The 23029-nt window shown below is 42.9% G+C and carries 26 protein-coding genes; 4 read left to right on the top strand and 22 right to left on the bottom strand.

The genetic code is table 11. The annotated features are described in order from the left end of the window. Positions 1-439: 439 nt before the first annotated feature. The 20 genes from B5D59_RS01320 to B5D59_RS01230 all read right to left on the bottom strand — a co-directional run bounded on the left by B5D59_RS01320 (position 440) and on the right by B5D59_RS01230 (position 15637). On the bottom strand, positions 440-1261 hold the full coding sequence (locus B5D59_RS01320; RefSeq protein ID WP_009496783.1) for a TlyA family RNA methyltransferase: 822 nt from the start codon (positions 1259-1261) through the stop codon (positions 440-442). Next, positions 1258-3156, bottom strand: coding sequence for a 1-deoxy-D-xylulose-5-phosphate synthase (gene dxs, locus B5D59_RS01315; RefSeq protein ID WP_078816562.1), 1899 nt, complete (start codon positions 3154-3156; stop codon positions 1258-1260). The genes B5D59_RS01320 and dxs overlap by 4 nt, the downstream gene beginning before the upstream one ends. A gap of 186 nt (positions 3157-3342) precedes the next feature. Then, entirely contained in the window at positions 3343-4227 is an 885-nt protein-coding gene (locus tag B5D59_RS01310) for a polyprenyl synthetase family protein (protein ID WP_009496785.1), read from the bottom strand. Then, a complete protein-coding gene (locus tag B5D59_RS01305) occupies positions 4220-4462 on the bottom strand; it encodes an exodeoxyribonuclease VII small subunit (RefSeq protein WP_009496786.1) in 243 nt (80 codons plus the stop codon). The genes B5D59_RS01310 and B5D59_RS01305 overlap by 8 nt, the downstream gene beginning before the upstream one ends. A gap of 2 nt (positions 4463-4464) precedes the next feature. Then, a complete protein-coding gene (gene xseA, locus B5D59_RS01300) occupies positions 4465-5814 on the bottom strand; it encodes an exodeoxyribonuclease VII large subunit (RefSeq protein WP_078816561.1) in 1350 nt (449 codons plus the stop codon). Positions 5815-5951: 137 nt separating this feature from the next. Further along, positions 5952-6818: a bifunctional methylenetetrahydrofolate dehydrogenase/methenyltetrahydrofolate cyclohydrolase FolD gene (gene folD / locus B5D59_RS01295; protein ID WP_040758111.1), complete on the bottom strand. Its 867-nt coding sequence runs from the start codon at positions 6816-6818 to the stop codon at positions 5952-5954. A 90-nt stretch (positions 6819-6908) separates the two neighbouring features. Beyond that, a complete protein-coding gene (gene nusB, locus B5D59_RS01290; protein WP_009496789.1) occupies positions 6909-7283 on the bottom strand; it encodes a transcription antitermination factor NusB in 375 nt (124 codons plus the stop codon). 340 nt (positions 7284-7623) lie between these two features. After that, positions 7624-8010, bottom strand: a complete 387-nt coding sequence (locus B5D59_RS01285; protein ID WP_009496790.1) for an Asp23/Gls24 family envelope stress response protein — start codon at positions 8008-8010, stop codon at positions 7624-7626. A gap of 16 nt (positions 8011-8026) precedes the next feature. Continuing rightward, positions 8027-9373 carry an acetyl-CoA carboxylase biotin carboxylase subunit gene (gene accC / locus B5D59_RS01280; RefSeq protein ID WP_078816560.1) on the bottom strand — a complete coding sequence of 449 codons (1347 nt, stop codon included), beginning with the start codon at positions 9371-9373 and terminating at the stop codon, positions 8027-8029. A 13-nt stretch (positions 9374-9386) separates the two neighbouring features. Next, positions 9387-9896 (bottom strand): acetyl-CoA carboxylase biotin carboxyl carrier protein, encoded by a 510-nt coding sequence (accB, locus tag B5D59_RS01275; RefSeq protein ID WP_009496792.1) that lies wholly within the window; start codon positions 9894-9896, stop codon positions 9387-9389. Positions 9897-10198: 302 nt separating this feature from the next. Then, positions 10199-10750: a SpoIIIAH-like family protein gene (locus tag B5D59_RS01270; RefSeq protein ID WP_009496793.1), complete on the bottom strand. Its 552-nt coding sequence runs from the start codon at positions 10748-10750 to the stop codon at positions 10199-10201. Further along, positions 10737-11162: a stage III sporulation protein AG gene (locus B5D59_RS01265; RefSeq protein ID WP_009496794.1), complete on the bottom strand. Its 426-nt coding sequence runs from the start codon at positions 11160-11162 to the stop codon at positions 10737-10739. The genes B5D59_RS01270 and B5D59_RS01265 overlap by 14 nt, the downstream gene beginning before the upstream one ends. A gap of 73 nt (positions 11163-11235) precedes the next feature. Beyond that, positions 11236-11403, bottom strand: coding sequence for a hypothetical protein (locus B5D59_RS18090; protein WP_176132468.1), 168 nt, complete (start codon positions 11401-11403; stop codon positions 11236-11238). Positions 11404-11419: 16 nt separating this feature from the next. Then, entirely contained in the window at positions 11420-12319 is a 900-nt protein-coding gene (locus tag B5D59_RS01260) for a stage III sporulation protein AE (RefSeq protein WP_176132467.1), read from the bottom strand. A 39-nt stretch (positions 12320-12358) separates the two neighbouring features. After that, positions 12359-12736, bottom strand: a complete 378-nt coding sequence (locus B5D59_RS01255; RefSeq protein WP_009496797.1) for a SpoIIIAC/SpoIIIAD family protein — start codon at positions 12734-12736, stop codon at positions 12359-12361. Next, on the bottom strand, positions 12736-12945 hold the full coding sequence (locus tag B5D59_RS01250; RefSeq protein WP_009496798.1) for a hypothetical protein: 210 nt from the start codon (positions 12943-12945) through the stop codon (positions 12736-12738). Before B5D59_RS01250 ends, B5D59_RS01255 begins: the two co-directional genes overlap by 1 nt. 112 nt (positions 12946-13057) lie before the next feature. Beyond that, a complete protein-coding gene (gene efp, locus B5D59_RS01245; RefSeq protein ID WP_009496799.1) occupies positions 13058-13615 on the bottom strand; it encodes an elongation factor P in 558 nt (185 codons plus the stop codon). Positions 13616-13637: 22 nt separating this feature from the next. Further along, positions 13638-14696 carry a M24 family metallopeptidase gene (locus tag B5D59_RS01240; RefSeq protein WP_078816558.1) on the bottom strand — a complete coding sequence of 353 codons (1059 nt, stop codon included), beginning with the start codon at positions 14694-14696 and terminating at the stop codon, positions 13638-13640. After that, a complete protein-coding gene (aroQ, locus tag B5D59_RS01235; protein WP_009496801.1) occupies positions 14693-15139 on the bottom strand; it encodes a type II 3-dehydroquinate dehydratase in 447 nt (148 codons plus the stop codon). The genes B5D59_RS01240 and aroQ overlap by 4 nt, the downstream gene beginning before the upstream one ends. Before the next feature lie 75 nt (positions 15140-15214). After that, positions 15215-15637 carry a hypothetical protein gene (locus tag B5D59_RS01230; protein WP_078816557.1) on the bottom strand — a complete coding sequence of 141 codons (423 nt, stop codon included), beginning with the start codon at positions 15635-15637 and terminating at the stop codon, positions 15215-15217. A 122-nt stretch (positions 15638-15759) separates the two neighbouring features. On the opposite strand from B5D59_RS01230, the gene B5D59_RS01225 reads away from it, so the two are divergent. Both B5D59_RS01225 and B5D59_RS01220 read left to right on the top strand, forming a co-directional pair. After that, positions 15760-16755, top strand: a complete 996-nt coding sequence (locus B5D59_RS01225) for a DUF1385 domain-containing protein (protein ID WP_078816556.1) — start codon at positions 15760-15762, stop codon at positions 16753-16755. A 135-nt stretch (positions 16756-16890) separates the two neighbouring features. Continuing rightward, positions 16891-17439, top strand: coding sequence for a hypothetical protein (locus B5D59_RS01220; protein WP_078816555.1), 549 nt, complete (start codon positions 16891-16893; stop codon positions 17437-17439). 128 nt (positions 17440-17567) lie between these two features. Here the strand turns inward: B5D59_RS01220 and B5D59_RS01215 are convergent, their stop codons facing one another. Together B5D59_RS01215 and B5D59_RS01210 are read right to left on the bottom strand one after the other, a co-directional pair. Then, positions 17568-20129, bottom strand: coding sequence for a vitamin B12-dependent ribonucleotide reductase (locus B5D59_RS01215; protein ID WP_009496805.1), 2562 nt, complete (start codon positions 20127-20129; stop codon positions 17568-17570). A 162-nt stretch (positions 20130-20291) separates the two neighbouring features. After that, entirely contained in the window at positions 20292-21125 is an 834-nt protein-coding gene (locus tag B5D59_RS01210) for a lipoate--protein ligase family protein (protein ID WP_078816554.1), read from the bottom strand. A 174-nt stretch (positions 21126-21299) separates the two neighbouring features. Between B5D59_RS01210 and B5D59_RS01205 the strand changes: the two genes are divergently transcribed. Together B5D59_RS01205 and B5D59_RS01200 are read left to right on the top strand one after the other, a co-directional pair. Further along, positions 21300-21650 (top strand): rhodanese-like domain-containing protein, encoded by a 351-nt coding sequence (locus B5D59_RS01205; RefSeq protein ID WP_425441326.1) that lies wholly within the window; start codon positions 21300-21302, stop codon positions 21648-21650. Positions 21651-21711: 61 nt separating this feature from the next. Continuing rightward, on the top strand, positions 21712-22977 hold the full coding sequence (locus tag B5D59_RS01200) for an ATP-binding protein (RefSeq protein WP_078816553.1): 1266 nt from the start codon (positions 21712-21714) through the stop codon (positions 22975-22977). The last annotated feature ends 52 nt before the right edge of the window (positions 22978-23029 follow it).

The raw sequence follows: 23029 nt of genomic DNA, 5'->3' as shown, positions 1-23029 counted from the left end.
AACATGTTGATCAACTATTTTAAAGGCCCTTCACTTCGAATTCAGCAAACTAATTCGTGTGCTGTTTTGGAAAAGGCACGACAAGTATATGAACAGGTTTTTCCTAATTACAAATGAAAATAATATTGCCTAGCTTATGCAATTTAGGGATTGGAGCGGAAGACGGTCGACTCCGGGAGGATTAGCGTGTGCCTTGAGACCCCGCAGGTAACGCAGCGGACGAGGAGGCTCAAGCCACGCCCTCCGGAAAGCGTACCGTCTGGAGCGCAAATCCCACAGCTACACCCATACTGTACTCACTTGTTAAAAGGACTCACTTGCTGCATTTACTATGCATATTTCAAAAATAACTATCTGAATTATTGGTTAACCAACATGCCTGACCTGACCTAACTTAAAATTATACATAGCATGTAAAAAACGCGCAACTCTCTGCGCGTTATGTTAATTCGTTATGTGCCTCTTTGACTAATTGATGGAAGTTTTCTGATGTAAAAAGTGACGTAGAGGGATCTTCTGCTTCTAAATAAAACAAGAACTCTATATTCCCTTCTCCACCCGTAACAGGAGAAAACGTCGCTCCTTTTACTGAAAACCCTTCAGCAACCGCCATATGCGCAATTTTTTCAAGAACTTCTAGATGTGTAGCCGTTTCACGTACGATTCCTTTTTTTCCGACTTTCTCTTTCCCCGCCTCAAATTGTGGCTTCACGAGAGCAACAACTTGACCGCCCGGCACAATGATTTTCTTTAGCGCAGGCAAAATCAGAGATAAAGAAATAAACGATACGTCGATGGTAGCTAATTCAGGCAAGCCCTCGCAAAATAAATCAACTGTTGCATGGCGGAAGTTCGTTCGTTCCATAACAGTCACTCGTTCATCTTGTCGAATTTTCCAAGCAAGCTGGTTATAGCCGACATCCAAAGCATAGCAATGAGCGGCACCGTTCTGTAGGGCACAATCCGTGAAACCGCCAGTGGAAGCGCCGATGTCCAAAACGATTTTTCCTTTCACAGAAATAGGAAAAGACTCCAATGCCTTTTCTAATTTCAAGCCGCCCCGACTTACATATTTGATAACAGGTCCTTTAACGGTCAAAGGCGCATCGACAGAAATTTTTTCTCCTGCCTTCTCAATTCTTGTCAAATCGGAGTAGACGAGACCTGCCATGATGGAACGTTTTGCTTGTTCACGAGATGCGATCAAGCCGCGTTCCACCAGTAAAATGTCTACACGTTCTTTTTTTATCGAAGGGTTCATACGGTTTCTCTTTCTGCAGCCTTTTTAATAGCTTCCATCGTGACTTCTGCGACATGTTCCGGCGTCATGTGGATCTCCATTAATAAGTCATCGACATTTCCATGTTCAATGAATTCATCCGGAATACCAATTCGCTCAATAATCGTAGATGTGTGATTCACTTCTTCCGCGTATTCCAGAACCGCGCTGCCAAAGCCGCCCGCAAGCACAGCTTCCTCAATTGTGATGATCGGCTTGCCCTGTTTGAATAATTCATCCAATAAATCGGTATCAAGTGGTTTAATGAAGCGCGCATTGACAATCGATACATTTTTCCCCTGCTGTTTCATTTGCTCTGCTGCTGCAAACGCCATTGGAATTGTCGTACCGAATGTTAAAATGGTCGCCTCTTCACCTTTTTTCAACACTTCCCATGTACCGATTGGAATGGTGTGGAGTTCTTCATCCATTGGAACGCCATAACCGTTTCCACGAGGGAATCTCATAGCGATTGGACCTTCATTATGCTCGATCGCCGTCTTCACCATATGCTGACCTTCGTTTTCGTCTTTAGGCATCATAATGACCAAGTTCGGCATATGACGCAAGAATGCGATATCAAAGACCCCATGATGTGTTTCACCATCTGCACCGACTAAACCGGCTCTGTCAATTCCGATGAAGACATTCAATTTTTGTCTTGTAATATCATGCAGCATCTGATCATAGGAGCGTTGCAGGAACGTAGAATAAATAGCCAAGAACGGCTTCATTCCTGTTGCTGCAAGTCCAGCCGCCATTGTCGTCGCGTGCTGTTCAGCGATTCCGACATCAAAAAAGCGATCCGGAAATTCTGCCGCAAAAGACTCAAGTTTTGAACCTACAGGCATAGCAGGAGTAATTGCAACAATCCGTCGATCTTTTCTCGCAAGCTTACGAACGGTTTCAGACACTAACGCGCTCCATGCTGGACCTTTCGCCGGAGACTTTACGAAATCACCCGTCTCGATCTTATAAGGACCCGTGCCGTGCCAAGTACCGATTTTATCCATCTCAGCCGGACTGTAGCCTTTTCCTTTTTTCGTAATCACATGAAGCAGGACCGGTCCTTCCATTTTCTTTGCATACTGCAGTGAACGTTCTAATTCGGTAAAGTCATGTCCGTCAATCGGACCTAAATAGGTGAACCCTAATTCTTCGAAAAACACACCATTGACGACCAAATATTTCAAGCTGTCTTTTACACGCTCTGCAGCTGTTGCAACTCTTCCACCAACCGCAGGTATTTTCCGCAAAATAAATTCCAGCTCGTCTTTAACATTGTTGTACTTTCCAGCCGTACGTAACTTACCCAAAATGGAATGCAACGCACCAACGTTCGGAGCAATGGACATTTCATTGTCGTTTAAAATCACGGTAATATTCGTCTTCTCATGACCGATATGATTCAATGCTTCCAGTGCCATACCACCGGTAAGCGCTCCGTCTCCAATGACCGGAATTACATAGCTTTTTTCATGTTTAATATCTCTCGCAACAGCCATTCCCATGGCCGCAGACAAAGATGTTGAACTGTGACCGGTTTCCCACACATCATGAATGCTTTCCGACATTTTCGGGAAACCGCTCAATCCTTTATATTTTCTAAGAGTATCGAATTCTCCGGCACGACCTGTCAAGATTTTATGGACATATGATTGGTGCCCAACATCCCATAAAATTTTGTCAGTCGGACTGTCAAAAATCCGATGTAAGGCGATCGTCAATTCAACGACACCTAGATTGGGTCCGATATGACCGCCTGTCACCGATAAATTTTCAATTAAGAAACTGCGGATATCTGCCGCCAATCCCTGTAATTGTTCTTTATCGAGCTCTTTAATAAAAGATGGATTTGTAATCGTTGTAAGATCCATCGTGATCACACACCTTCATCAAGTAAGTAATTCTTTCTATTCCTGCACAATCAATCGCATGAACCGTCTTATACGTGTTGCGTGCGACTTCCAAAAGGGAACTTTTTTTACCCAGACATTGAGTTTACTGTTTGTTTTCTACATTATAACAGTAAGATCGCCGGTGACAAATATAATGGTCTCGTTCTACTTATTTCGCTCAATAATATAGTCCGCCAACAAATGCAATATAGAATGCTCCAAATCAATCGAACGCAAGGCATTGATTGCTTCTTCATGACGTGCTTTTAACTGAGTTTGTGCGCCTTCGATTCCAAGTAAGGATGGATAGGTCGATTTCTCACTCGTCATATCACTGTTTGCAGGTTTACCCAGCTGTTCAGTTGTAGCCGTGACATCTAATATATCGTCTTGAATTTGGAAGGCAAGACCGATATTTCGAGAAAAACGAGCCAACTGGAATCTTTGGTCAGCCGTCGCTTCGGCTAAAACTGCACCCGCATCGATGCAATATGCCAACAATGCACCTGTTTTATGCAGATGTACTTCTTCTAAATCAGCTAAAGGCAATACTTGCTGTTCGCCCTTCATATCCAGAACTTGCCCCTTTACCATGCCTTGAGCGCCGGAAGCTTTTGCCAATAAACCGACCAATTCAATTGCGGCAGCTGGCGGTGTTTCCCGCAGGTCTGCCAATGCTTGGAATGCCAAAGCTTGCATCGCATCGCCTGCCAATGTAGCCACGTCTTCTCCGAATTTCTTATGGTTGGTCGGCTTCCCTCTTCTGAAATCGTCGTCATCCATGCAAGGCAGGTCATCATGTATCAATGAGTATGTATGTATCAATTCAACAGAAGCAGCAACTTTTAATGCATCTGCAGAATCCAAATGTAAGTCTGATAAAACAGCTAGGACTAGTAAAGGCCGAATTCTTTTACCGCCTGCTTGTATGGAATACGTCATCGATTCATGCAAAATATCGGGAATATCCGACTTTGCCAATTGATTCGTCAATTCTCTTTCGATTTCAGGGATTTTTTCATCCATAAACGTTTTTAATTTCTCATTCATTCGATTCACCTTCTGTCGGATCAAATGGAGCTTCTTTTCCATCTTGATCAATCATTCGAATCAGTTGTTTCTCTGCGTTTTGCAATTTCTTTTGACAATAGGCAGAGAGCTCCATCCCTTGCTTATACAATGTAATTGTATCTTCCAGGGGAGCCTCCCCAGCCTCTAACTTTTGCACAATTTCTTCTAATTGATGCATTGCTTGTTCAAATTGCATTTCTTTTTCTTCTGCCATCCCTACTTGACCTCCTTCGGAATTATGTTTTCTACAACAGCTTGAACTGACCCATCTGACATTTGTACGGTCATTTTCTCACCAACAGAAAGGTTTTCAATCGATTTGACGACTTCATCTTCCTGATAGGCGATCGAAAATCCCCTTTCCATTACTTGCAGTGGATTTAGTGCTTGCATCATGCGTGTGAGCGAGATAAAACGTTGTTGCTGATGTTTGACGTTCTGCTCGGCGGCACGATTCATTCGCATTGCCAACTGTTTTGTCTGTTGTTGTTCGAGCTGGATGCGGCGAATAGGTGTGTAGTACTGCAGACCAGCATATAAATTATCGAAAACCATCCGCTTTTCCTGGATCAATGTGTTGCCGCTGCGCCGTAGTCGTTCTTCCAGATTGTCCATTTTTTCTATAAATGGCCGATACAATCGATCAGGATATTGTAGAGGATAGGCAGACCGTGCGGTTTCTAAACGCTTGTTTTGCTGTCTGAGTAATGTTTGGACAGCTAGATACATGGAACGCTGCTGATTCTTCAGATGCTGAAATAATTGCAATTGATCTGGAACCGCCATTTCAGCAGCAGCAGTCGGCGTCGGTGCACGAAGATCTGCGACATAGTCCGCTATTGTCGTGTCTGTTTCGTGTCCTACCGCACTGATGATCGGAATTCTGCTGGAGAAGATCGCCCGTGCGACTTCTTCTTCGTTAAAGGCCCATAGGTCTTCTATGGATCCTCCTCCTCTGCCGACTAATAATACATCGATATCCGCTGTTCTGTTTGCCTGTTCGATTGCCTGCACGATAGATGGCGCTGCAGTACGTCCCTGAACTAATGCAGGAAACAAGTACATCTTAGTCATCGGGAAGCGGCGGGTGATCGTAGAGTACATATCTCGCAGAGCCGCCCCGGATTCTGCAGTGACTATCCCGATCGTCTGAGGGGTTTGTGGGATGGGTTGTTTGAACCTGGCTTCAAAGAGTCCTTCTTGCTGCAGCTTCTTTTTCAACTGTTCAAAGGCTAGATAAAGAGCCCCAATCCCATCTGGCTCCATCGTTTGAACGTATAATTGGTAGGACCCGGCAGTTTCATAGACCGTGACATCTCCTGTTATCAATACATTCATGCCGTTTTCAGGTTTGAATTGGAGTGTATTGGAACGCGAGCGGAACATAGCTGCCTGAATTCTCGTTTTGTCGTCCTTTAACGTAAAATAGATATGCCCAGATGGATGGAGCTTGACGTTGGAGAGTTCTCCTTTTACATAGACGTTTCGCAGATGTGGATCTGCGTCGAATTTGCGTTTGACGTATTTTGTTAGCGCTTGAACGGTTAAAAAAGTTTGATTGGACATGTTGTTGTCACCTGCCCTTTTATGTATAGAGAGGCGCCTGGGATTGGCGTCTCTCGGTTAAAGTTACTGAAATGAGTGCTGATTTATTTTGATTATGCACCTTTGATTTAAGAAAAGACAATAAAACTACATGATTCTTAGTTCTTAGTCCGGGAATTCAATTTGTTTTCTGCACTTTCTACTGTGTTCTTCAATAGCATAGTGATGGTCATCGGGCCTACTCCGCCTGGGACTGGAGTGATGGCGCTGGCTACTTGTTCTGCAGATGCGTAGTCTACGTCTCCGCAAAGTTTGCCGTTTTCGTCGCGGTTCATGCCGACGTCGATGACAACAGCACCTTCTTTAATGTAATCGCCTGTGATAAATTTTGCCATGCCGATGGCAACGATCAAAATGTCCGCTTGTTTCGTGAAGCTTTTAAGATCATTTGTGCGTGAGTGGCAATAGGTGACAGTGGCGTCTTTTTGCAACAGCAGCTGTCCCATCGGCTTGCCTACGATATTACTTCTTCCGATGATGACAGCGTGTTTGCCCGCGATTTCTACTCCTGAGCGTTCGAGCAATTGCATGATGCCATATGGTGTACATGGCAGAAACGTTTGTTGACCGATCAGCATTTTGCCGACGTTCATCGGATGGAAACCATCGACGTCTTTTTCAGGACTGATGGCGCGAATGACTTTGTTTTCGTCGATATGCTTCGGTAATGGAAGTTGTACAAGAATCCCATCGATCGAATCGTCTTGATTCAATTTTTCTACTTCTTTTAAAAGATCTTCTTCAGAAACCGTATCAGGCAATTTGATCAGCTCAGATTTCATGCCTGCTTCGATACTGGATTTTTCTTTGTTTTTAACATACGTCTGAGATGCCGGATTTTCTCCAACTAAAATAACAGCTAGTCCAGGTTGATAGCCCTGTTTCACTAAAGAAGCCACTTGTTCTTTCAGTTCTTCTCGGATTTCTTGTCCAATTGCTTTTCCATCAATTTTTTTACTAGACATGATTTTCCCACCAAACATTTTGTTATTTGTATTGAAAGTTGATCGAGCTCTAACGTGCATACTTCACTTCATATGGGAAGTGAGCCGAAATCAGTTGAATTTAGATAATACACCGTTGACAAAACGACCGGACTTTTCGTCTCCAAATGTTTTACACAATTCAATCGCTTCATTTAGGATCACTCGGTCAGGAACTTCTTTATTGTGCAGGAGCTCGTAAACAGCAAGCCTCAGAACCGTACGTTCTATTTTCGGCAGTCTGTCAATCGACCAGTTTTCCAATTTATTTGTGATTTCGTTATCAATTTCCGTCAAGTTTTCCGCTGTGCCTCGAACCAATTGTTCGTAAAACGTATTAAGAGGCGCATCGACTACATATCCGATGGCTTCGTCTACATTCATTTCACTATTGTCCAGCTGAAACAGCGTTTGAATTGCCTTTTCACGTGCTTCTCGTCGTTTCATATTTCTTATCTCCTCTGCCGCGCATCTTCAAAACCTAATGATAGCACAAAAGCCACGAAAAGAACTAGTAGAATCCTGTGATTTTGTGCGAACCATTGCGATTTAGAGACAAAGAACTTTGAATAGATGCAGATCAAGGAAAAAAGAGGCTGCCCGATATGTTCACCTGACTTGCAGACGGCTATTTTCCGGCTGCAAGAAATGCTTTTTTACAACTAACTCGTGACAGTCGATATCGTCAGGAAATGTGCGTTGCGCTACCTACTCTTCTGAATCACATAAAAAAGACTATCACTGAAAGATATTTCTTTCAGGATAGCCCCTTTTACTTTTCTATAGATTATTCATCGAATTGAATGCCCGTAATATGAACATTCACTTCATGAGTAGTAAGTGAAGTCATATGATAGATCGCTTGGCGAACTTCATTTTGAATTTCTGCCGCAACTGCAGGAATTGAATGGCCATATTCGATAATGCAATACACATCGATCTTCAGTCCTTCATCTGCCCACTCGGTCTTCACACCCTTACCATACATCACTTTACCCAGTTTTTCCGCAACTCCTGTCGCAAAATTCCCTTGAGTGGCAACAACACCACCGACTTCCGCCGTGGCAATGCCTATGATGACTTCAAGTACTTCAGGCGCGAGTTGGACACGTCCAAGTGCAGCATCTCCAGACGGTGTCATTCCGACAAACGATGGATTTGTTTTATCAGCCATTACACTTCTCCTCCAATTAATTCATGACGTCATATTTCTCTAAAAACTTCGTATCAAAGTCACCGGATTGGAATACTTCATGATCCATTAATTTAGAATGGAATGGAATCGTCGTATTTACACCTTCAACTACGAATTCATCCAATGCACGTTTCATCCGAGCGACCGCTTGCTCGCGCGTATCGGCATGTACAATCAATTTCGCGACCATTGAGTCATAAAATGGCGGGATCGCATACCCTGGATAAACAGCTGAATCCACACGTACTCCAAAACCGCCAGGGGGCAAGTACATAGTCACTTGACCAGGTGAAGGCATGAAATTCTTTTCTGGGTTTTCAGCATTTATACGGCATTCGATCGACCAGCCGTTCACTTGGATATCTTCCTGTTTGATCGATAGTTTTTCGCCAGAGGCTACTTTCAACTGTTGTTGGATTAAATCGACACCAGTAATCATCTCTGTAACAGGATGTTCCACTTGGATGCGCGTATTCATTTCCATAAAATAGAACGTTTGATTGATATGGTCGAAAATGAATTCTACTGTACCTGCACCGCGGTAATTGACGGCTTCAGCAGCTTTGACAGCAGCTTCCCCCATCTGCTTACGCAACTCCGGAGTCAAAGCTGGAGATGGCGCTTCTTCGACTAGCTTTTGCATACGGCGCTGAATCGAACAATCACGTTCTCCGAGGTGAATCGTGTTGCCGAATTTATCTGCTAATACTTGTACTTCTACATGACGGAAAACTTCGATGTATTTTTCAAGATAGACCCCTGGATTACCGAATGCTGCAGCAGCTTCTTTTTGCGTGATGTTCACGCCTTTTACAAGTTCTTCTTCATCGCGTGCGACACGGATTCCTTTCCCCCCGCCGCCAGCTGTAGCTTTGATGATAACAGGGAAGCCGATTTCTTTTGCAACTTTTAAAGCGTGATCTGCGTCATCCACGATTCCGTCAGAACCAGGAACAATCGGAACGCCTGCTTCTTGCATCGTGTTTCGCGCTACATCTTTCGTACCCATTTTCGAAATTGCTTCAGATGTAGGTCCGATGAATTCAATATTCACTTCTTCACATAATTCTGCGAAGCTGGCATTTTCCGCGAGAAACCCATAGCCTGGATGGATCCCGTCGCAATCAGTTGCTTTCGCTACACTGATGACATTCGAGAAATTCAGGTAGCTGTCAGTTGATAAGCGAGGTCCGATGCAGTAAGCTTCGTCGGCCAGTTGGACATGCAGCGCCTCTTGATCGGCTTCTGAATAAACTGCCACTGTTTGAATGCCCAGTTCTTTACAAGCACGGATAATCCGTACTGCGATTTCTCCTCGGTTTGCAATTAATACTTTTTTCATTTGTCAGTCCCCCTTAATTCTCTTTAACAAGGAATAAAGGTTGTCCGTATTCTACAAGTTGACCGTCTTGCACTAACACTTCAACGATTTCCCCGGATACTTCGGATTCGATTTCATTAAATAGTTTCATAGCTTCTACAATACAAACAATGGATTCAGCTGTGACTTTATCGCCTTTTTTAACATATGGAGCAGCGTCAGGTGAAGAAGCTTGGTAGTATGTACCAACCATTGGCGAAGTAATTTTGTGCAATGATGCATCTTCTGCTACTTCAACAGGTGCTGATGCTTGTGCTGGTGTTTCTGCAGGAGCCGGAGCTGCTGGCGCTGCAACTGGAGCCGCAACTTGTGGTACTGCCTGTGGAGCTGGAGCTGCTAACGGAGCATCAGAAACCACTGTAAGCGTTTCCCCAGAACTTTTTTCTAGTTTAATTTTTCCACCGTCCGATTCGAACGTGAACTTTTGGATGGATGATTGATCGATTAGTTTGATAATTTCTCGAATTTCTTGAATTTTCAACATAACTGATTCTCCTGACTATTTTATTCTTCCTATCTTCTACTATGATAGACGTTTTACTATAAATTTGGAATAGTAAAATCGTATTTTATTCATTAATCAAAGAAAAGTCCCAATTATTTCTAACATACACTTTACTAAATGATCAATAACATCGTGACTTTATTGCGTTCAGTTTTTGAATTGTGATTAGGTCTGCGTGACGCAGGATGTAGCGATCTTATCCTGCATTCTATTGTTCAGTGAGAGTTTTCTGCTGAATAAAGATAAAAACCAGAAGCCATCGAGGCCCCTGGTTGAACTGTTTATTCTTTTGATTCAGCAAAATCCACTTTGACAGTTTGCGCGCCATCCCAGCTTGACATGATGTATTGAGTGATTTCATCCGCCATTTGAGGTGAATGCTCTTCATTTGATAGGACTGTAACGTTTACACGTTCTTCCTCTCCTCGGACAAATACTTCCGGGTAGCCCAGTGCTTTGATTTGCATTTCCATCAAAGCTTCTGTGGAGCTTACTTTGCGCAATTCTGCAATCTCATCAAAGATTTCATTTTTTTCTTCTGCTGTAAAGTCGGAGGAAGTCATTTTTGCGGTTAACTGCTCCACCATTTCACTGCGCTCGTTTCGTACTTCCATTCGCATATCCTGGAAGATATACGATTCGGCAAAGACTGGTTTCACTTCATCCGTTTTACCTTCTTTCTCCAGTAACTTCGTCGCATCTTTTGTTTCTTTCGTGAAGATCGCGATTCCATCAAACGGCATAGGTGCCTCTTTTTTGACGTAGTAGATGGAGATGACTGCTACAAGACTGAGTAATGTTAAAAACCAAACTGTTCGTTTATTTGCTTTCAAGATGATTCCCCCTTTTCTTCATTTCCACGATAACAATACGATGTTCAGGCAATTGAAGGACGTTGGCTAGTAATTGTGAGAGTTCGTTTCGCACAGCCTGATCTTCGGCTCCTTCCGCCACAACGAGCAGGCCTTTTAACTTAGATTCATTTTTAGCCTGAGTGTCGGAGATCGAAAAGTACCCAGCCAATGAACTCTCGACTTCTCTCTCGTCATAATGAAAGTAAACCGTAACTTTCCCTAGTCCCTCCATTTGTTCAAGCGTTTCTTCTAATGTGGATTGCAGACGCTGCTCTTCTTTTTTTCGGTTTTCCCCTCCTAGACTTTCCGTGCTGGTGATGTACAAGATGCCAAATACAATCATCATAAGACCGACTAACAACATTTGGGATTTTTTCTTTGTTTTTTGCATGTTTCCATCACCATCTCATAGTGGCTTTCATTCAGTTACCAAATGGGATTCTACATTTGCATAGTATGTAGAGTTAAAACAACTTATGACCTGCAGCCTGTAAAAAAAATTGTAAGATCCACAATCCAATCGCTAATTTAATTAACGGAACAAAGGCTTTCTCCATTTCCTCCGATGCTAACAATTGGAGAATCAACGCAAGCAACACCAGGTTTGCAAGACCGGTTAGAAACAGATGCATCAGAGTTACCCCCTCCTCACTTCCCAAGCGTCATCATTTTAATAAACGTTACGATAAAGATCGTCGTATAGATGAACGCAAATGAAATGAGAAAAGATATAGCGCAGAGAACAAAAAGAGTACGTCCTATATCATCAAGTAATCCGCATACTTCTTTTTGAGAAAATGGTTCGATTAACGCCGCAGTCCATCTGAATAAGAAAGCAGTACATAATATCTTCAATGCCGGCAACAAAGCTACTGTCCAAATGGAAAGCAACAGCCAGATGCTTATATAGGCGGTTGCACCGGAAGAATAGCGGCCGATTGAGCCGAGTGTATCCGTCAAAAGTGAACCGATCAGCGGGATATTCTGGCGGATCAACTCCTTTATCGGTTCATTTAATGTACCGGACAATGTCCAAGTCAACGCACCGCCAGCTGTAATAAAAATCGAATAGGCCGCTACCATAGCAGAGACTATCGCAAGCAACGATGTTCTCAGTAAATCTGCCATCCTAGTAAAAACGATTTCAGGCATCAACCGAGTAAGGATATCCAGTAACAGCGCCGTCGATAAAATCGGCAGCAAAAACTTTTCCGCAAAGACTACAGCACCTTGAGCAAACAACAACATCGCAGGCTGGAAATTCACCACACTGAACGTAGCGCCTGATGCTAAAATCATTGCTGCGATAAGTGGATACATTCCGAGAAATAAAGAAGCGATCGAGTGGGTGATGAGTTGGATTTGTCGAAAGCTTTCGGTTGCCGGTTCCATCAGTAAAAGTAAAACGAGGAGAAGCAGCACAAACCTCGTCCATTTTTGGAACGCCGGCAGAAAAAAATCGACTAGTAACGTGATCAGTAACATGACCATTAGCAGGAAAAAAGGTCCTAATACTTCGGCGATTATGGAATTCAGAAAATCAGGCATAGACGTCTCGTCCATTCGTTGTAGTAGTTTCCGATCCTCCTACCAAGGAATCAAAGCGTGAATGGTTTCAATCAATTGTTTAATGGACGGAAACCAAAGCGTCAGAATCACGATTTTCATGACCGTCTGAAATAACCGCGCAAACGCTCCGTATCCCTCATCTTTCATTTGAAGTGCCAGTAGCTCACCCATATAGTACAGTCCCGCGCTGACAACTAATAAGGTGGTGTAAGGGACCGGCACCTTCTCGACTAGTGACAGGACAGAAGTAGCAAAAGGCACTAAAAATGTAAATAGAACATACACTGCCGTAAGCAAAAATAGCGTCGTATAGAGAATCGGATGCAATGCGGGAGCGGCAAAAGATAATAAGAGCAACAAGATGTAGACAATAAACAGTTGAAAGATGACCGCCATTACATCGCCATCGACAACCAGCTGAAGAATTCTGTAATTTCCGTGAAAAACACGCGAAGAAACATCAGCAATTCAATCGAAATATAAAGATACGCTAGGAAAAATAGAAAAAATGAAAATTCTTTCTTTCCTGTCTGCTCAAAAAACACATGCAAAACACCAATCACCAATCCGACGCCGGCGATGCGCAATAAATCGTTCAATTCCATCCCGCTACGCCTCCTCCATGGTCCACTGTATGAATAGCGTGCGGGCGATATGACAAGACGCAAAAAAACACACGAGAGCTTTTCTCGTGTGTTTCGGGTATGTTTGATCGCTTTATGCGCGTGAAACGTATTCTGCTTCTTCTGTATTGATGATCAGCTTATCGCCTTGATTGACGAAAAACGGAACCTGTACAACTAATCCAGTCTCCATTTTAGCCGGCTTGGAACCACCGCTCGCTGTATCGCCTTTGATACCAGGCTCAGTCTCTGCTACTTCCAATGTTACAGTACTCGGCAATTCAACCCCGAGCACTTCATCTTTATAAGAGATGACATGCACTTCCATATTCTCTTTCAAGAATTTCAATTCATATTCAAGCTGTGAAGAAGCAAGTTCAAGCTGTTCATACGATTCATTGTCCATGAAAACATGCTCATCGCCATTGGCATATAGATATTGCATACGACGGTTATCGATCTGTGCTTTTTCTACTTTTTCACCTGCACGGAACGTCTTTTCATTGACGTTGCCTGTACGAAGATTACGCAATTTCGAACGAACGAATGCTGCGCCTTTCCCTGGCTTTACGTGTTGGAAATCCATAACACGCCAAATATCACCGTCAAATTCAATTGTTAATCCTGTACGAAACTCGTTTACTGAAATCATTCGTATTCCTCCAATTAATCGATTATAAAATAAGCAGTTCTTTTGTAGACTTAGTCAATCGTTCATTGCCCGTTTCAGTGATCAGAATGTCATCCTCGATCCGAACACCGCCGATCCCAGGCAAATAAATCCCCGGCTCCACCGTCACGGCCATATTCGGCACCAAGACCGTTTCTGAGCGGTACGATAAGGCGGGTGCTTCATGGACTTCCATGCCAATCCCATGACCCGTTGAATGACCGAATGCATCTCCGTAGCCTTTTGACTTGATGTAACCGCGAGCAATTGCGTCTGCTTCAATCCCTGTCATGCCAGGCTTGATATTTTCAACCGCTAATTGCTGTGCGGTCAATGTCACATCATAAATCTCTACTAGTTTAGCAGAAGGCTGGCCTACAGATACTGTTCTGGTAATATCAGAAATATATCCATTATAGAGCGCACCATAGTCCATTGTAACAAAATCACCATTCTCAATCACTTTATCAGAAGCAACCCCATGTGGTAAAGCCCCTCTTTCGCCCGAAGCGACAATGATGTCAAATGAAGAGGATGTTGCACCTTGCTGGCGCATAAAAAACTCCAATTCATTGGCGATTTCCAGTTCTGTTTTTCCTGCTCTGATGACGGAGCAAATATAAACAAACGCAGCATCCGCAATGGCGGCAGCTTGCTTTAATATTTCAATTTCTTCCGGTGTCTTAATCAGACGAAGTTTTTCCACCAGGCCGGCAACAGGGACTAGTTGTGCATCTACATGTTCATCATACATTTGGAATTGACTGTAGCTAAGATGCTCTTTTTCGAACCCTAATTTGCTGATTTTCATTTCTTTCACTTGATGGGCGACTTCTTGAATCATCGTTCCTGTATGCTGCACGATACGATAGCCTGTAAGCTGAGTATTCGCTTGATCCATATAACGAAAATCTGTAATGAAAACGGCGTCGTTGCGAGAAATGATCACGGATCCCGCAGAACCTGTAAAGTTGGTCATATAGCGGCGGTTGTAAGGGCTCGTAATGAGTAATGCATCCAATTCTTGTTCTTCTAACAGTTTGCGCAGTTGTTCAATTTTCAAGACGTTCTCCCCTCTCGTTTTAGCAGAAATGCATGGAAGGCGAGATCATATCCTGCTGTACCAAATCCGCAAAGCTGCCCTGCCGCAACCGGCGCAATGACAGAGGTATGACGAAACTCTTCGCGGGTATGTATATTTGAGATATGGACTTCGATTACTGGAACAGATATGGATGCAATAGCATCCCGGAGCGCAATGCTGTAATGTGTGAACGCACCTGGATTAAAGATGATTCCGTCAATTCCCGCATCTTCTGCATCGTGGATCCGATTGATGAGTTCTCCTTCTACGTTGGATTGGAAACAAGACAGTCCTATATCTGATTCGTCAGCCAACCGCTGAATTCTTGCTTCTATATCTGCCAATGTCTCCGCCCCGTAGATATCAGGCTCTCTCTTGCCCAAACGATTCAAGTTCGGACCATTTAACAGTAACAGTTCCATCTAATTCCCTCCCACTCATTTTCCTTCCTATTTTAGCACAATGAGTTAGGCTGACAAACTAATTCTATTTCTGTTTTAAAACGTTTTTCTCATATAGACGGATGTGCCGATAACAAATCGGACGACCATCGCGAGTAGACAAGCAAATGGGATGGATAGTTTTTTCAAAAATTGCTTCATTGTTAATTCTGCGTTTACATGGATTGCCCATTCAATGAAAACCAGCGCAATGATGGTGATGATCAGAGACGATACTGAAGGTGGAATTTTGGATGTAAAGAGCGCGATCATATATAAAAGAAAAAAAAGTACGAAGCAGACAATTCCTAATAAAGTCCACTTGAACCAGCCCGGAGTCGTAGTGAATATGTGTAATCTTTCTGACCAACCGACTGGAGACCATTTGATAAATTTGAAGACTTGCAGAAATTTTAATGAAAAGATAGATAAGACAGCAGCCATCAGAGCTGTCCAGAAGTGTGTTGCAGTTATTCGCATAATAATCCCTCCTGCTTCATTGTCGGATTTTTTTGCTGTTTTTAAACATCTCAATGGTGCATTTTCAGTTTTTTTAGTACACTATAGATATCGTTTCTAACGACAGAAAGTGTGGGTATGTAATGGGTAAACCTAAAACTCCTCCTGCATACGGAGGACAAGCACTTATAGAAGGTGTAATGTTTGGCGGTAAAAAGGATACGGTAACCGCCATTCGCAGGAAAGATGATACGATTGAATATTTTCATGTACCGAGGGAAGAACATCCCGTCCGTCAAAAACTCAAGAAAATCCCTTTAATTCGGGGAATTGTTGCGTTGATCGAATCTGCTGGGAATGGTTCAAAACATCTAACATTTGCGAGTGACCGCTATGATGTAATGCCAGGAGAAGAAGATGAACAGCAAGGAGAAGAAGAAACATCGAAGCTCGTGATGGTTTTAGGTGTAGCCGCAGTCGGAGTGCTGACATTTTTATTCAGCAAGTTCGTCTTTACGCTCGTGCCAGTCTTCTTGGCGGAATTATTCCAGTCGGTAGCGCCTGGTAAAACCGCACAGATTATGCTGGAAAGTTTTTTCAAGTTAGTCCTTCTGCTGACATACATCGGGCTTATCTCTATGACCCCGCTCATCAAACGTGTTTTCCAATACCATGGTGCGGAACATAAAGTGATCAACAACTATGAGAACCATATGGAGATGACGGTTGAAAATGTCCAATCGCAATCCAGACTGCATTATCGATGCGGCAGCAGTTTCATATTGTTTACAGTCATCGTTGGAATGTTCATCTATTTCCTAGTTCCAACCGACCCGCTTTGGCTACGTGTCGTCAACCGGATTTTATTGATTCCTGTCGTGTTGGGTGTTTCTTTTGAAGTACTTCAGCTAACCAATGCTGTACGAAATGTACCTGTTCTTCGTTATCTAGGCTATCCTGGACTTTGGTTGCAATTACTGACAACAAAAGAGCCGGACGATAAGCAAGTGGAAGTAGCGATTGCTTCTTTCGAGAAGTTATTGGAAGTGGAACAATACGGGGTCAGTGCGTTGAACTCGGAAGTGGCGGTTGAAAAAGAAGCAGTGGAAGAACAGAAACCTGTAACGATTCTGTCATAAGTTAAATGGCACCTCAAAGGTCGGGTAGTATCCTGACTTTTGGGGTGTTTTTGATTCTAGGCAAACCGGAGCTTTACCGTGAAAGTATGATTGAAATTATGCGGAACATACTATACTCAAATTTAATTTAGGGTGATGAAATTGAAAAAGTTTTTTTCGGTTCTACTGGTTTTATTTGGTGCAGTAGTTTCCGTATTGATTTTTGGAACAGCTAAAGCGAATTCATCCAATATACCGCCCTCCCTTGAGGAAGTATACACTCGAATAGGATATACATCCCCGGATGAAGCAGTGAAAAAGTTTGAAAGTCATTTTAACCATGTTTTAAAATTACCAAAGATCAAGCCTTCTATTTCTTTCACTCATCAATTGGGAAGATTTTCCGAAGACACCGAATACAACCTCAATGACTCTTTGGAAATCAAGTTTATTAATAGTGAAATTGTAGAAAACCATTATAAAATTGTTATCCGACCTTTGGAGAATACATTAACTTTTAAAAGTAATGCCAATCAGAAAGATTACACGCTTAAAAATGGACAAAAAGCCCTTTATATTGAGCATCCGTTATTTAATTTTTTGATTTTTGAACATGATCATTGGCAATACGTGCTTGCAATTGATAAAAGCGTTTCTGAAATAACAGCTGATACATTGGTTGAGATTGCCAACTCAATTGAATAAGTCGTATCTCTTCTTACATCAACACTTCTGAACGTTAGGTATATACAAACATTGTAAAGACCGCTAATCCATTATGAATTAGCGGTCTTTGTGTTTTATTGTACTCAAATTAACCAGATGTATCTTCCTTACAGCCCGCACTTCAATTGCGCTTGGCAATTCGTACATGTATTGCATCCGCCAATTTCCTCAACTGTACCTTGTCGGCAGACCGGGCATGTATCGCCTACTTCAGAGCCGATTGTGACGTTAGTAGAACGCAATGCTTGAATCGTATTGACGAGTACGACTTTCGGCTGTTCCGTGACTTCTACTAACTCTTCTGTATCCGGAATATTTTCTTCCGCTTTTAGAGTCAAGACTTGCGAATCACGGCTGCCGTCGACATATACTGTACCGCCTTTCGCTCCACCTTTATACAATCTTTCATAGACGCTCTCGACTTGCTCAACAGTATAGCCACGCGGCGCGTTGACCGTTTTCGATATCGAGCTGTCGATCCAGCGCTGGATGATGCATTGTACGTCCGCATGCGCTTCAGGTGCAAGCTCCATTGATGAAATAAACCAATTCGGTAAATTTTCCGGATCAGCATCTTGATTGTTTTGCAAATACTCTTCTACGATTTCCGCTTTCACTTCGATGAATTTACCGAGACGTCCGCTTCGGTAATACGTAAAGGAGAAATATGGTTCAAGGCCGGTAGAAACTCCAACCATTGTTCCAGTGGACCCAGTCGGAGCAACTGTCAGTAAATGGGAGTTTCGGATACCATGCTCTAGAATCGCTTCTCGAATATCTTCAGGCATACGTTTCATATAACCTGTCTCAATAAATGCCTGACGCAATGCTTTTGTTTCTTCATCTGTCTTGCCAATCAAGAATGGGAAACTTCCTTTTTCTTTCGCAAGTTCAATTGATTCGCGGTAAGCAGTAGTCGCAATCGCTTCAAATACTTCATCCACCAATTGATTGCCTTCAGGCGATCCGTATTCTTTTTCGCAATAGATGTGAAGATCTGCGAGTCCCATGACGCCCAGTCCTACTCGGCGTTCGCCAAGGGCTTGTACTTTATTTTCTTCTAAGAAATATGGGGTTGCATCGATGACGTTATCTTGCATGCGCACACCGATTCGAACGGTTTCTTTTAATTTCTCGAAGTTCACTGTCTTCGTTTCTTTATCTGCCATCTCAGCAAGATTGACAGCTGCCAAATTACAGACAGAATATGGTGCAAGTGGTTGTTCACCACACGGGTTCGTCGCTACAACTTGCTGTCCATACGCTTTCGCATTCGTTTCGTCATTCGCATTATCAATAAAGAAAATTCCCGGTTCCGCAGAATATGTTGCGCAAATATTGATAAGATCCCATAATGCGCGGGCTTTGATCGTACGGTACACGCGGACTTCGTGACCAAGTCTTTCCCATTCGCGCACATCACCGACTTCATGCCACTGTTCGTTGTAATGCACCATTTCTTCAGGTGAATAATTTTCAACTGCCGGGAAACGAAGATCGTAATCGCCGTCTTCCTCCACGGCTTTCATGAAATCATCCGTTAATGTAACGGAAATATTCGCACCTGTTAAAAATTCCGGATTATGAACTGTATATGTTCCGCCATCCTGCAATTTCAGCTCTGCATCGCGAATGATTGCATCGTTGAAGCCGCCTTGGCCAGGAATTTGCTTATAATTCGTGATACCTTGATACATCGCTTCTTCTTGCGGTGTCAATGGTTTGAAATTCAATTTTTCATTCGCGAGTTTCTGAATTAACTCGTCTTCCGTGTTTTCGATCAAATAACGCAAAATTCGCGGATTCTGCATCTTGGAGATGATAAATTCACAAATGTCAGGGTGCCAGTTAGCTAACATAATCATTTGTGCTCCACGTCTTGATCCACCCTGCTCAACTAGATGTGTCAATTTCGCAATATCGTCCAGCCACGAAACAGAACCAGAAGATCTTCCGTTCACTCCGCGTGCCAGTGTGTTTCGCGGTCGCAATGTCGAACCATTCGTCCCTACACCGCCGCCACGACTCATGATTTCCATCACTTGCTTGCGGTGATCTGAAATTCCTTCACGAGAATCCGGAACGAAAGGCATGACGTAACAATTGAAGAATGTAACATCCGTTTCCGAACCTGCTCCGTACAGAACTCGTCCAGCTGGAACAAAATTTAATGATTTCAACTGCTCGTAGAACATCTCATACGATTGCGTTCTTCTGTCCGCTGTTTTCTCTACAGTAGCTAAGCCTGTCGCATTCCGTTTTGCGATTTGTTCGTAATACACTTCAAGAGGTTTCTCTAGCACATCTAACGGCCGCGAGATGATTCCTTTGTGTTGTTCCTCAGGATCGTCAATGGAAGAGCGGTATTCTTCTTCGATCCAAATTTCCGCCTTCCCTTCTGCCTTGTCCAACTTTGTAATATATCCCAATCCGCGTGCAGGGAATTTCGGATCTTCCCTAACTGTCAAGACAACAAAGTCTCCTACCTTCAACGTCTTTTTTTCAGTGTCTTTAAATGAATAGCGATCGATCATCACGAGACGCGACACCCCGCTATGCGTCAGTTTCATATCCTCAGTGATCGGGTGCACTTGATGAAATTGTGAAATGTCCTCATTTAACTGCTTTTTGTCCAGAAATGGCTCGCCTTGTTTCGAAACCGTAACCATATAACATCCTCCTTCGACTTCATAGAACACAACATGTTGTGTTCTCTCTATTCCCTAATCTACTATATCTTGAAACTTTGTCAATCCACAAATTTTGTATTCGAGTTTAAAAAGATTGATACAACAACCTTCCTTTAAAAAAATAAAGCAAAAGAACTAACTTTACTTTTTGTAATTCCAGTCATCATTGGCATATTTTTCATTCTCGATTTGACGCACCAATGCCATTTGTTCTTCCGTTAATTCGAGTGGCTCCAATGAAATATCCAATGCCTTTTCAAAGCCTAGCGAAAAGGCCACTTTGCATTCATCGACTGTGATGTCTCGATCTGTCAGCCGATCAATTGCAATTGCCCGGTCTGGCAATGTTCTGCGCACACGTTCCTTCAACTCCGGAGATGAATATTTAAAAATAGACGTCAGCTTGTCTACATCTAGACTCATCAGTATGGCACCGTGTTGGAGAATCACTCCTTTTTGACGTGTCTGCGCACTGCCCGCGACTTTTTTTCCTTCCACCACTAATTCATACCAACTTGGCGCATCGAAGCAAACCCCACTCTTAGGGTTCCTTAATTGGTCCGTCACGTCTTTATCCGGAATGGAGAACTCCGCCTGCAAACCTAAGTTGCGGAAGCCTTGGAGCAGACCGCCTGAGATCACACGATATGCTTCTGTGACGGATTCCGGCATTCCTTTATAGTGCTCACTGACAATCACACTGTAAGTCAATTCATGCTCATGCAGAACGCCTCTGCCACCCGTCGGTCTGCGGACAAAGCCCAACTCCAGTTCTTTTACCTTTTCCATATCGATATCTTTTTCTATACGCTGAAAATAACCGATGGATAATGTTGCGGGAGACCATTCATAAAAACGCAGAACCGGTCCGATTTCCCCACGGCTATGTAAGTCAAGAAGCGCTTCATCCAGCGCCATATTGAAAGAAGGTGTACACTTACCCGAATCCACATAATGCCAAACTGCTTTTGTCATATTCATTCTCCTTCGTCTATCGTACTGCATTTATGCTATATGAAATCGTGAACGAAAAAAACAATAACGCATTACATTTTATCATTCCGATTGAACTGATGCTAGAAAATCTTTATACTAGAGATATTGATAAAAGGGGGAAGTTTTTTGACGTATTATATTTTAGGAGCCGTTGTGCTCGCGATCATTCTTTATTTCGTTATTACATACGTTCGGGTGGGAAAAGCTCTTACCACTTTAACACAGGAAGAATTCATTCAAGGATACCGAAAAGCACAATTGATTGACATCCGTGAACCAAAAGATTTCGACGCTGGACATATTTTAGGTGCACGAAATATTCCATTCACTCAGTTCACCCAGCGCTATAGAGAAATACGTCCTGATAAGCCGATTTATCTTTACGACCAAAACACAAGCCGTACAGGCCGCGCAGCTTTATTCCTTAAGAAAAAAGGTTGTACGGAAATCTATCAACTACGTGGCGGGTTCAAGCAATGGACAGGCAAGATCAAAACAAAATAATAATACTAGATCCTCCTTAATCGGGAGGATTTACTATTTCTAAAGGAGAATTACACAATCCATGAAACAGGAATTTTTAATCTCTCTCAGCTCGGACCACTATGAAAAATTGCCTCATTACCAAAATTACAGCGTCATCATCCAGGCCATTATAAACAAACTTAACAAGCACTCCGCTGCGGGTTGGCGGATTGTTCAAGTAGATGAATTCGCTTCGTATACAGAGACGATGCTCCCTGAACTGATTCATCGTAAAAAATTGCCCTATCAATCACTTTGCCACATTTATGAGACACTGCCCACAGAAAAGATTCAGCAAGATGGATCTACAAGTGGTTTTGCCTTGCAAAGCGCTGAAACAATTGACAATCAGTTGATCTTTTTTCCTGACCATCAAATAGCAATAGCTAATATTAGCTACTATGTCGCCACTGGTTCTACATGGTCGGAACATACGGTCTTTGCTCCGTCGGCAGAGCATGTGAAGAACTTTATTGAAGAATTGAATAATCTGCAACGCGAGTCGATGAAGACGAATATCACGTATTTAGTCGACACGGAAGAAGGAATCGAAAAGAAAACTTACGGCTTAGGAGAACAAATTGAACGAAGCGACGTATTATTGGATGAGCATTTAAAAAACGAGCTTTACCGCTCAATCGATGAATTTTTCCATGACGACGGTGCATTTTTCAAAGAATACGGATTGCCGTATAAACGGGGGATTTTGCTCTATGGCTCTCCGGGTAACGGCAAAACGACACTTGTTCGCTCGATTACCGGAACGACCGACGCACCTGTTGTTTATTGGCAAATCACGGAATTCACAGGCAGTCATTCCGTACAGGAAGTGTTTTCTACAGTGGAACGGCTGGCGCCTGCAATTCTCGTTATTGAGGATATTGACTCCATGCCTGAACATATGCGAAGTACTTTTTTGAATATATTAGACGGTGTGCACGTCAGAGACGGCTTATTCATCATTGGCACGACGAACTATCCCGAACGGATTGACCCTGCTTTAATCAATCGGGCAGGACGCTTCGATAGTACGTATGAAATCGTCTCTCCTATTGAAGATGTACGCAAACAATATATCGAAAAACTTGATCGTAAGAAACTATTAAATGACAACGCAACGAATGAAATCGCTAAAAAAACAAAAGGCTTATCGATTTCTCAATTAAATGAATTGTATATGTCGATTGCCCTAACCTACCATTACGAAGGCATTATTATTTACGATGAACGCATCCGGCAACTACAAAAACAACATAGGCAAGCCACTCGAAATGATTGGGATACCGATTCTTCTATCGGATTCTAATGTTCGCGTAAAAAAGGAGAGACGAGTCATTCCGTCTCTCCTTTTCTTATTG

Source organism: Sporosarcina newyorkensis (assembly GCF_900167515.1).
Taxonomy (GTDB): Bacteria; Bacillota; Bacilli; order Bacillales_A; family Planococcaceae; genus Sporosarcina; species Sporosarcina newyorkensis.
This window is presented reverse-complemented; position numbering and strand designations above follow the sequence as displayed.

Bases quoted from the DNA above. Each gene is read 5' to 3' on its own strand.
- B5D59_RS01320 (WP_009496783.1), bottom strand. From the start codon at position 1,261: ATGAACCCTTCGATAAAAAAAGAACGTGTAGACATTTTACTGGTGGAA.
- dxs (WP_078816562.1), bottom strand. From the start codon at position 3,156: ATGGATCTTACAACGATTACAAATCCATCTTTTATTAAAGAGCTCGAT.
- B5D59_RS01310 (WP_009496785.1), bottom strand. From the start codon at position 4,227: ATGAATGAGAAATTAAAAACGTTTATGGATGAAAAAATCCCTGAAATC.
- B5D59_RS01305 (WP_009496786.1), bottom strand. From the start codon at position 4,462: ATGGCAGAAGAAAAAGAAATGCAATTTGAACAAGCAATGCATCAATTA.
- xseA (WP_078816561.1), bottom strand. From the start codon at position 5,814: ATGTCCAATCAAACTTTTTTAACCGTTCAAGCGCTAACAAAATACGTC.
- folD (WP_040758111.1), bottom strand. From the start codon at position 6,818: ATGTCTAGTAAAAAAATTGATGGAAAAGCAATTGGACAAGAAATCCGA.
- nusB (WP_009496789.1), bottom strand. From the start codon at position 7,283: ATGAAACGACGAGAAGCACGTGAAAAGGCAATTCAAACGCTGTTTCAG.
- B5D59_RS01285 (WP_009496790.1), bottom strand. From the start codon at position 8,010: ATGGCTGATAAAACAAATCCATCGTTTGTCGGAATGACACCGTCTGGA.
- accC (WP_078816560.1), bottom strand. From the start codon at position 9,373: ATGAAAAAAGTATTAATTGCAAACCGAGGAGAAATCGCAGTACGGATT.
- accB (WP_009496792.1), bottom strand. From the start codon at position 9,896: ATGTTGAAAATTCAAGAAATTCGAGAAATTATCAAACTAATCGATCAA.
- B5D59_RS01265 (WP_009496794.1), bottom strand. From the start codon at position 11,162: ATGCAAAAAACAAAGAAAAAATCCCAAATGTTGTTAGTCGGTCTTATG.
- B5D59_RS18090 (WP_176132468.1), bottom strand. From the start codon at position 11,403: ATGCATCTGTTTCTAACCGGTCTTGCAAACCTGGTGTTGCTTGCGTTG.
- B5D59_RS01260 (WP_176132467.1), bottom strand. From the start codon at position 12,319: ATGCCTGATTTTCTGAATTCCATAATCGCCGAAGTATTAGGACCTTTT.
- B5D59_RS01255 (WP_009496797.1), bottom strand. From the start codon at position 12,736: ATGGCGGTCATCTTTCAACTGTTTATTGTCTACATCTTGTTGCTCTTA.
- B5D59_RS01250 (WP_009496798.1), bottom strand. From the start codon at position 12,945: ATGGAATTGAACGATTTATTGCGCATCGCCGGCGTCGGATTGGTGATT.
- efp (WP_009496799.1), bottom strand. From the start codon at position 13,615: ATGATTTCAGTAAACGAGTTTCGTACAGGATTAACAATTGAATTTGAC.
- aroQ (WP_009496801.1), bottom strand. From the start codon at position 15,139: ATGGAACTGTTACTGTTAAATGGTCCGAACTTGAATCGTTTGGGCAAG.
- B5D59_RS01230 (WP_078816557.1), bottom strand. From the start codon at position 15,637: ATGCGAATAACTGCAACACACTTCTGGACAGCTCTGATGGCTGCTGTC.
- B5D59_RS01225 (WP_078816556.1), top strand. From the start codon at position 15,760: ATGGGTAAACCTAAAACTCCTCCTGCATACGGAGGACAAGCACTTATA.
- B5D59_RS01220 (WP_078816555.1), top strand. From the start codon at position 16,891: ATGAAATTGAAAAAGTTTTTTTCGGTTCTACTGGTTTTATTTGGTGCA.
- B5D59_RS01215 (WP_009496805.1), bottom strand. From the start codon at position 20,129: ATGGTTACGGTTTCGAAACAAGGCGAGCCATTTCTGGACAAAAAGCAG.
- B5D59_RS01210 (WP_078816554.1), bottom strand. From the start codon at position 21,125: ATGACAAAAGCAGTTTGGCATTATGTGGATTCGGGTAAGTGTACACCT.
- B5D59_RS01200 (WP_078816553.1), top strand. From the start codon at position 21,712: ATGAAACAGGAATTTTTAATCTCTCTCAGCTCGGACCACTATGAAAAA.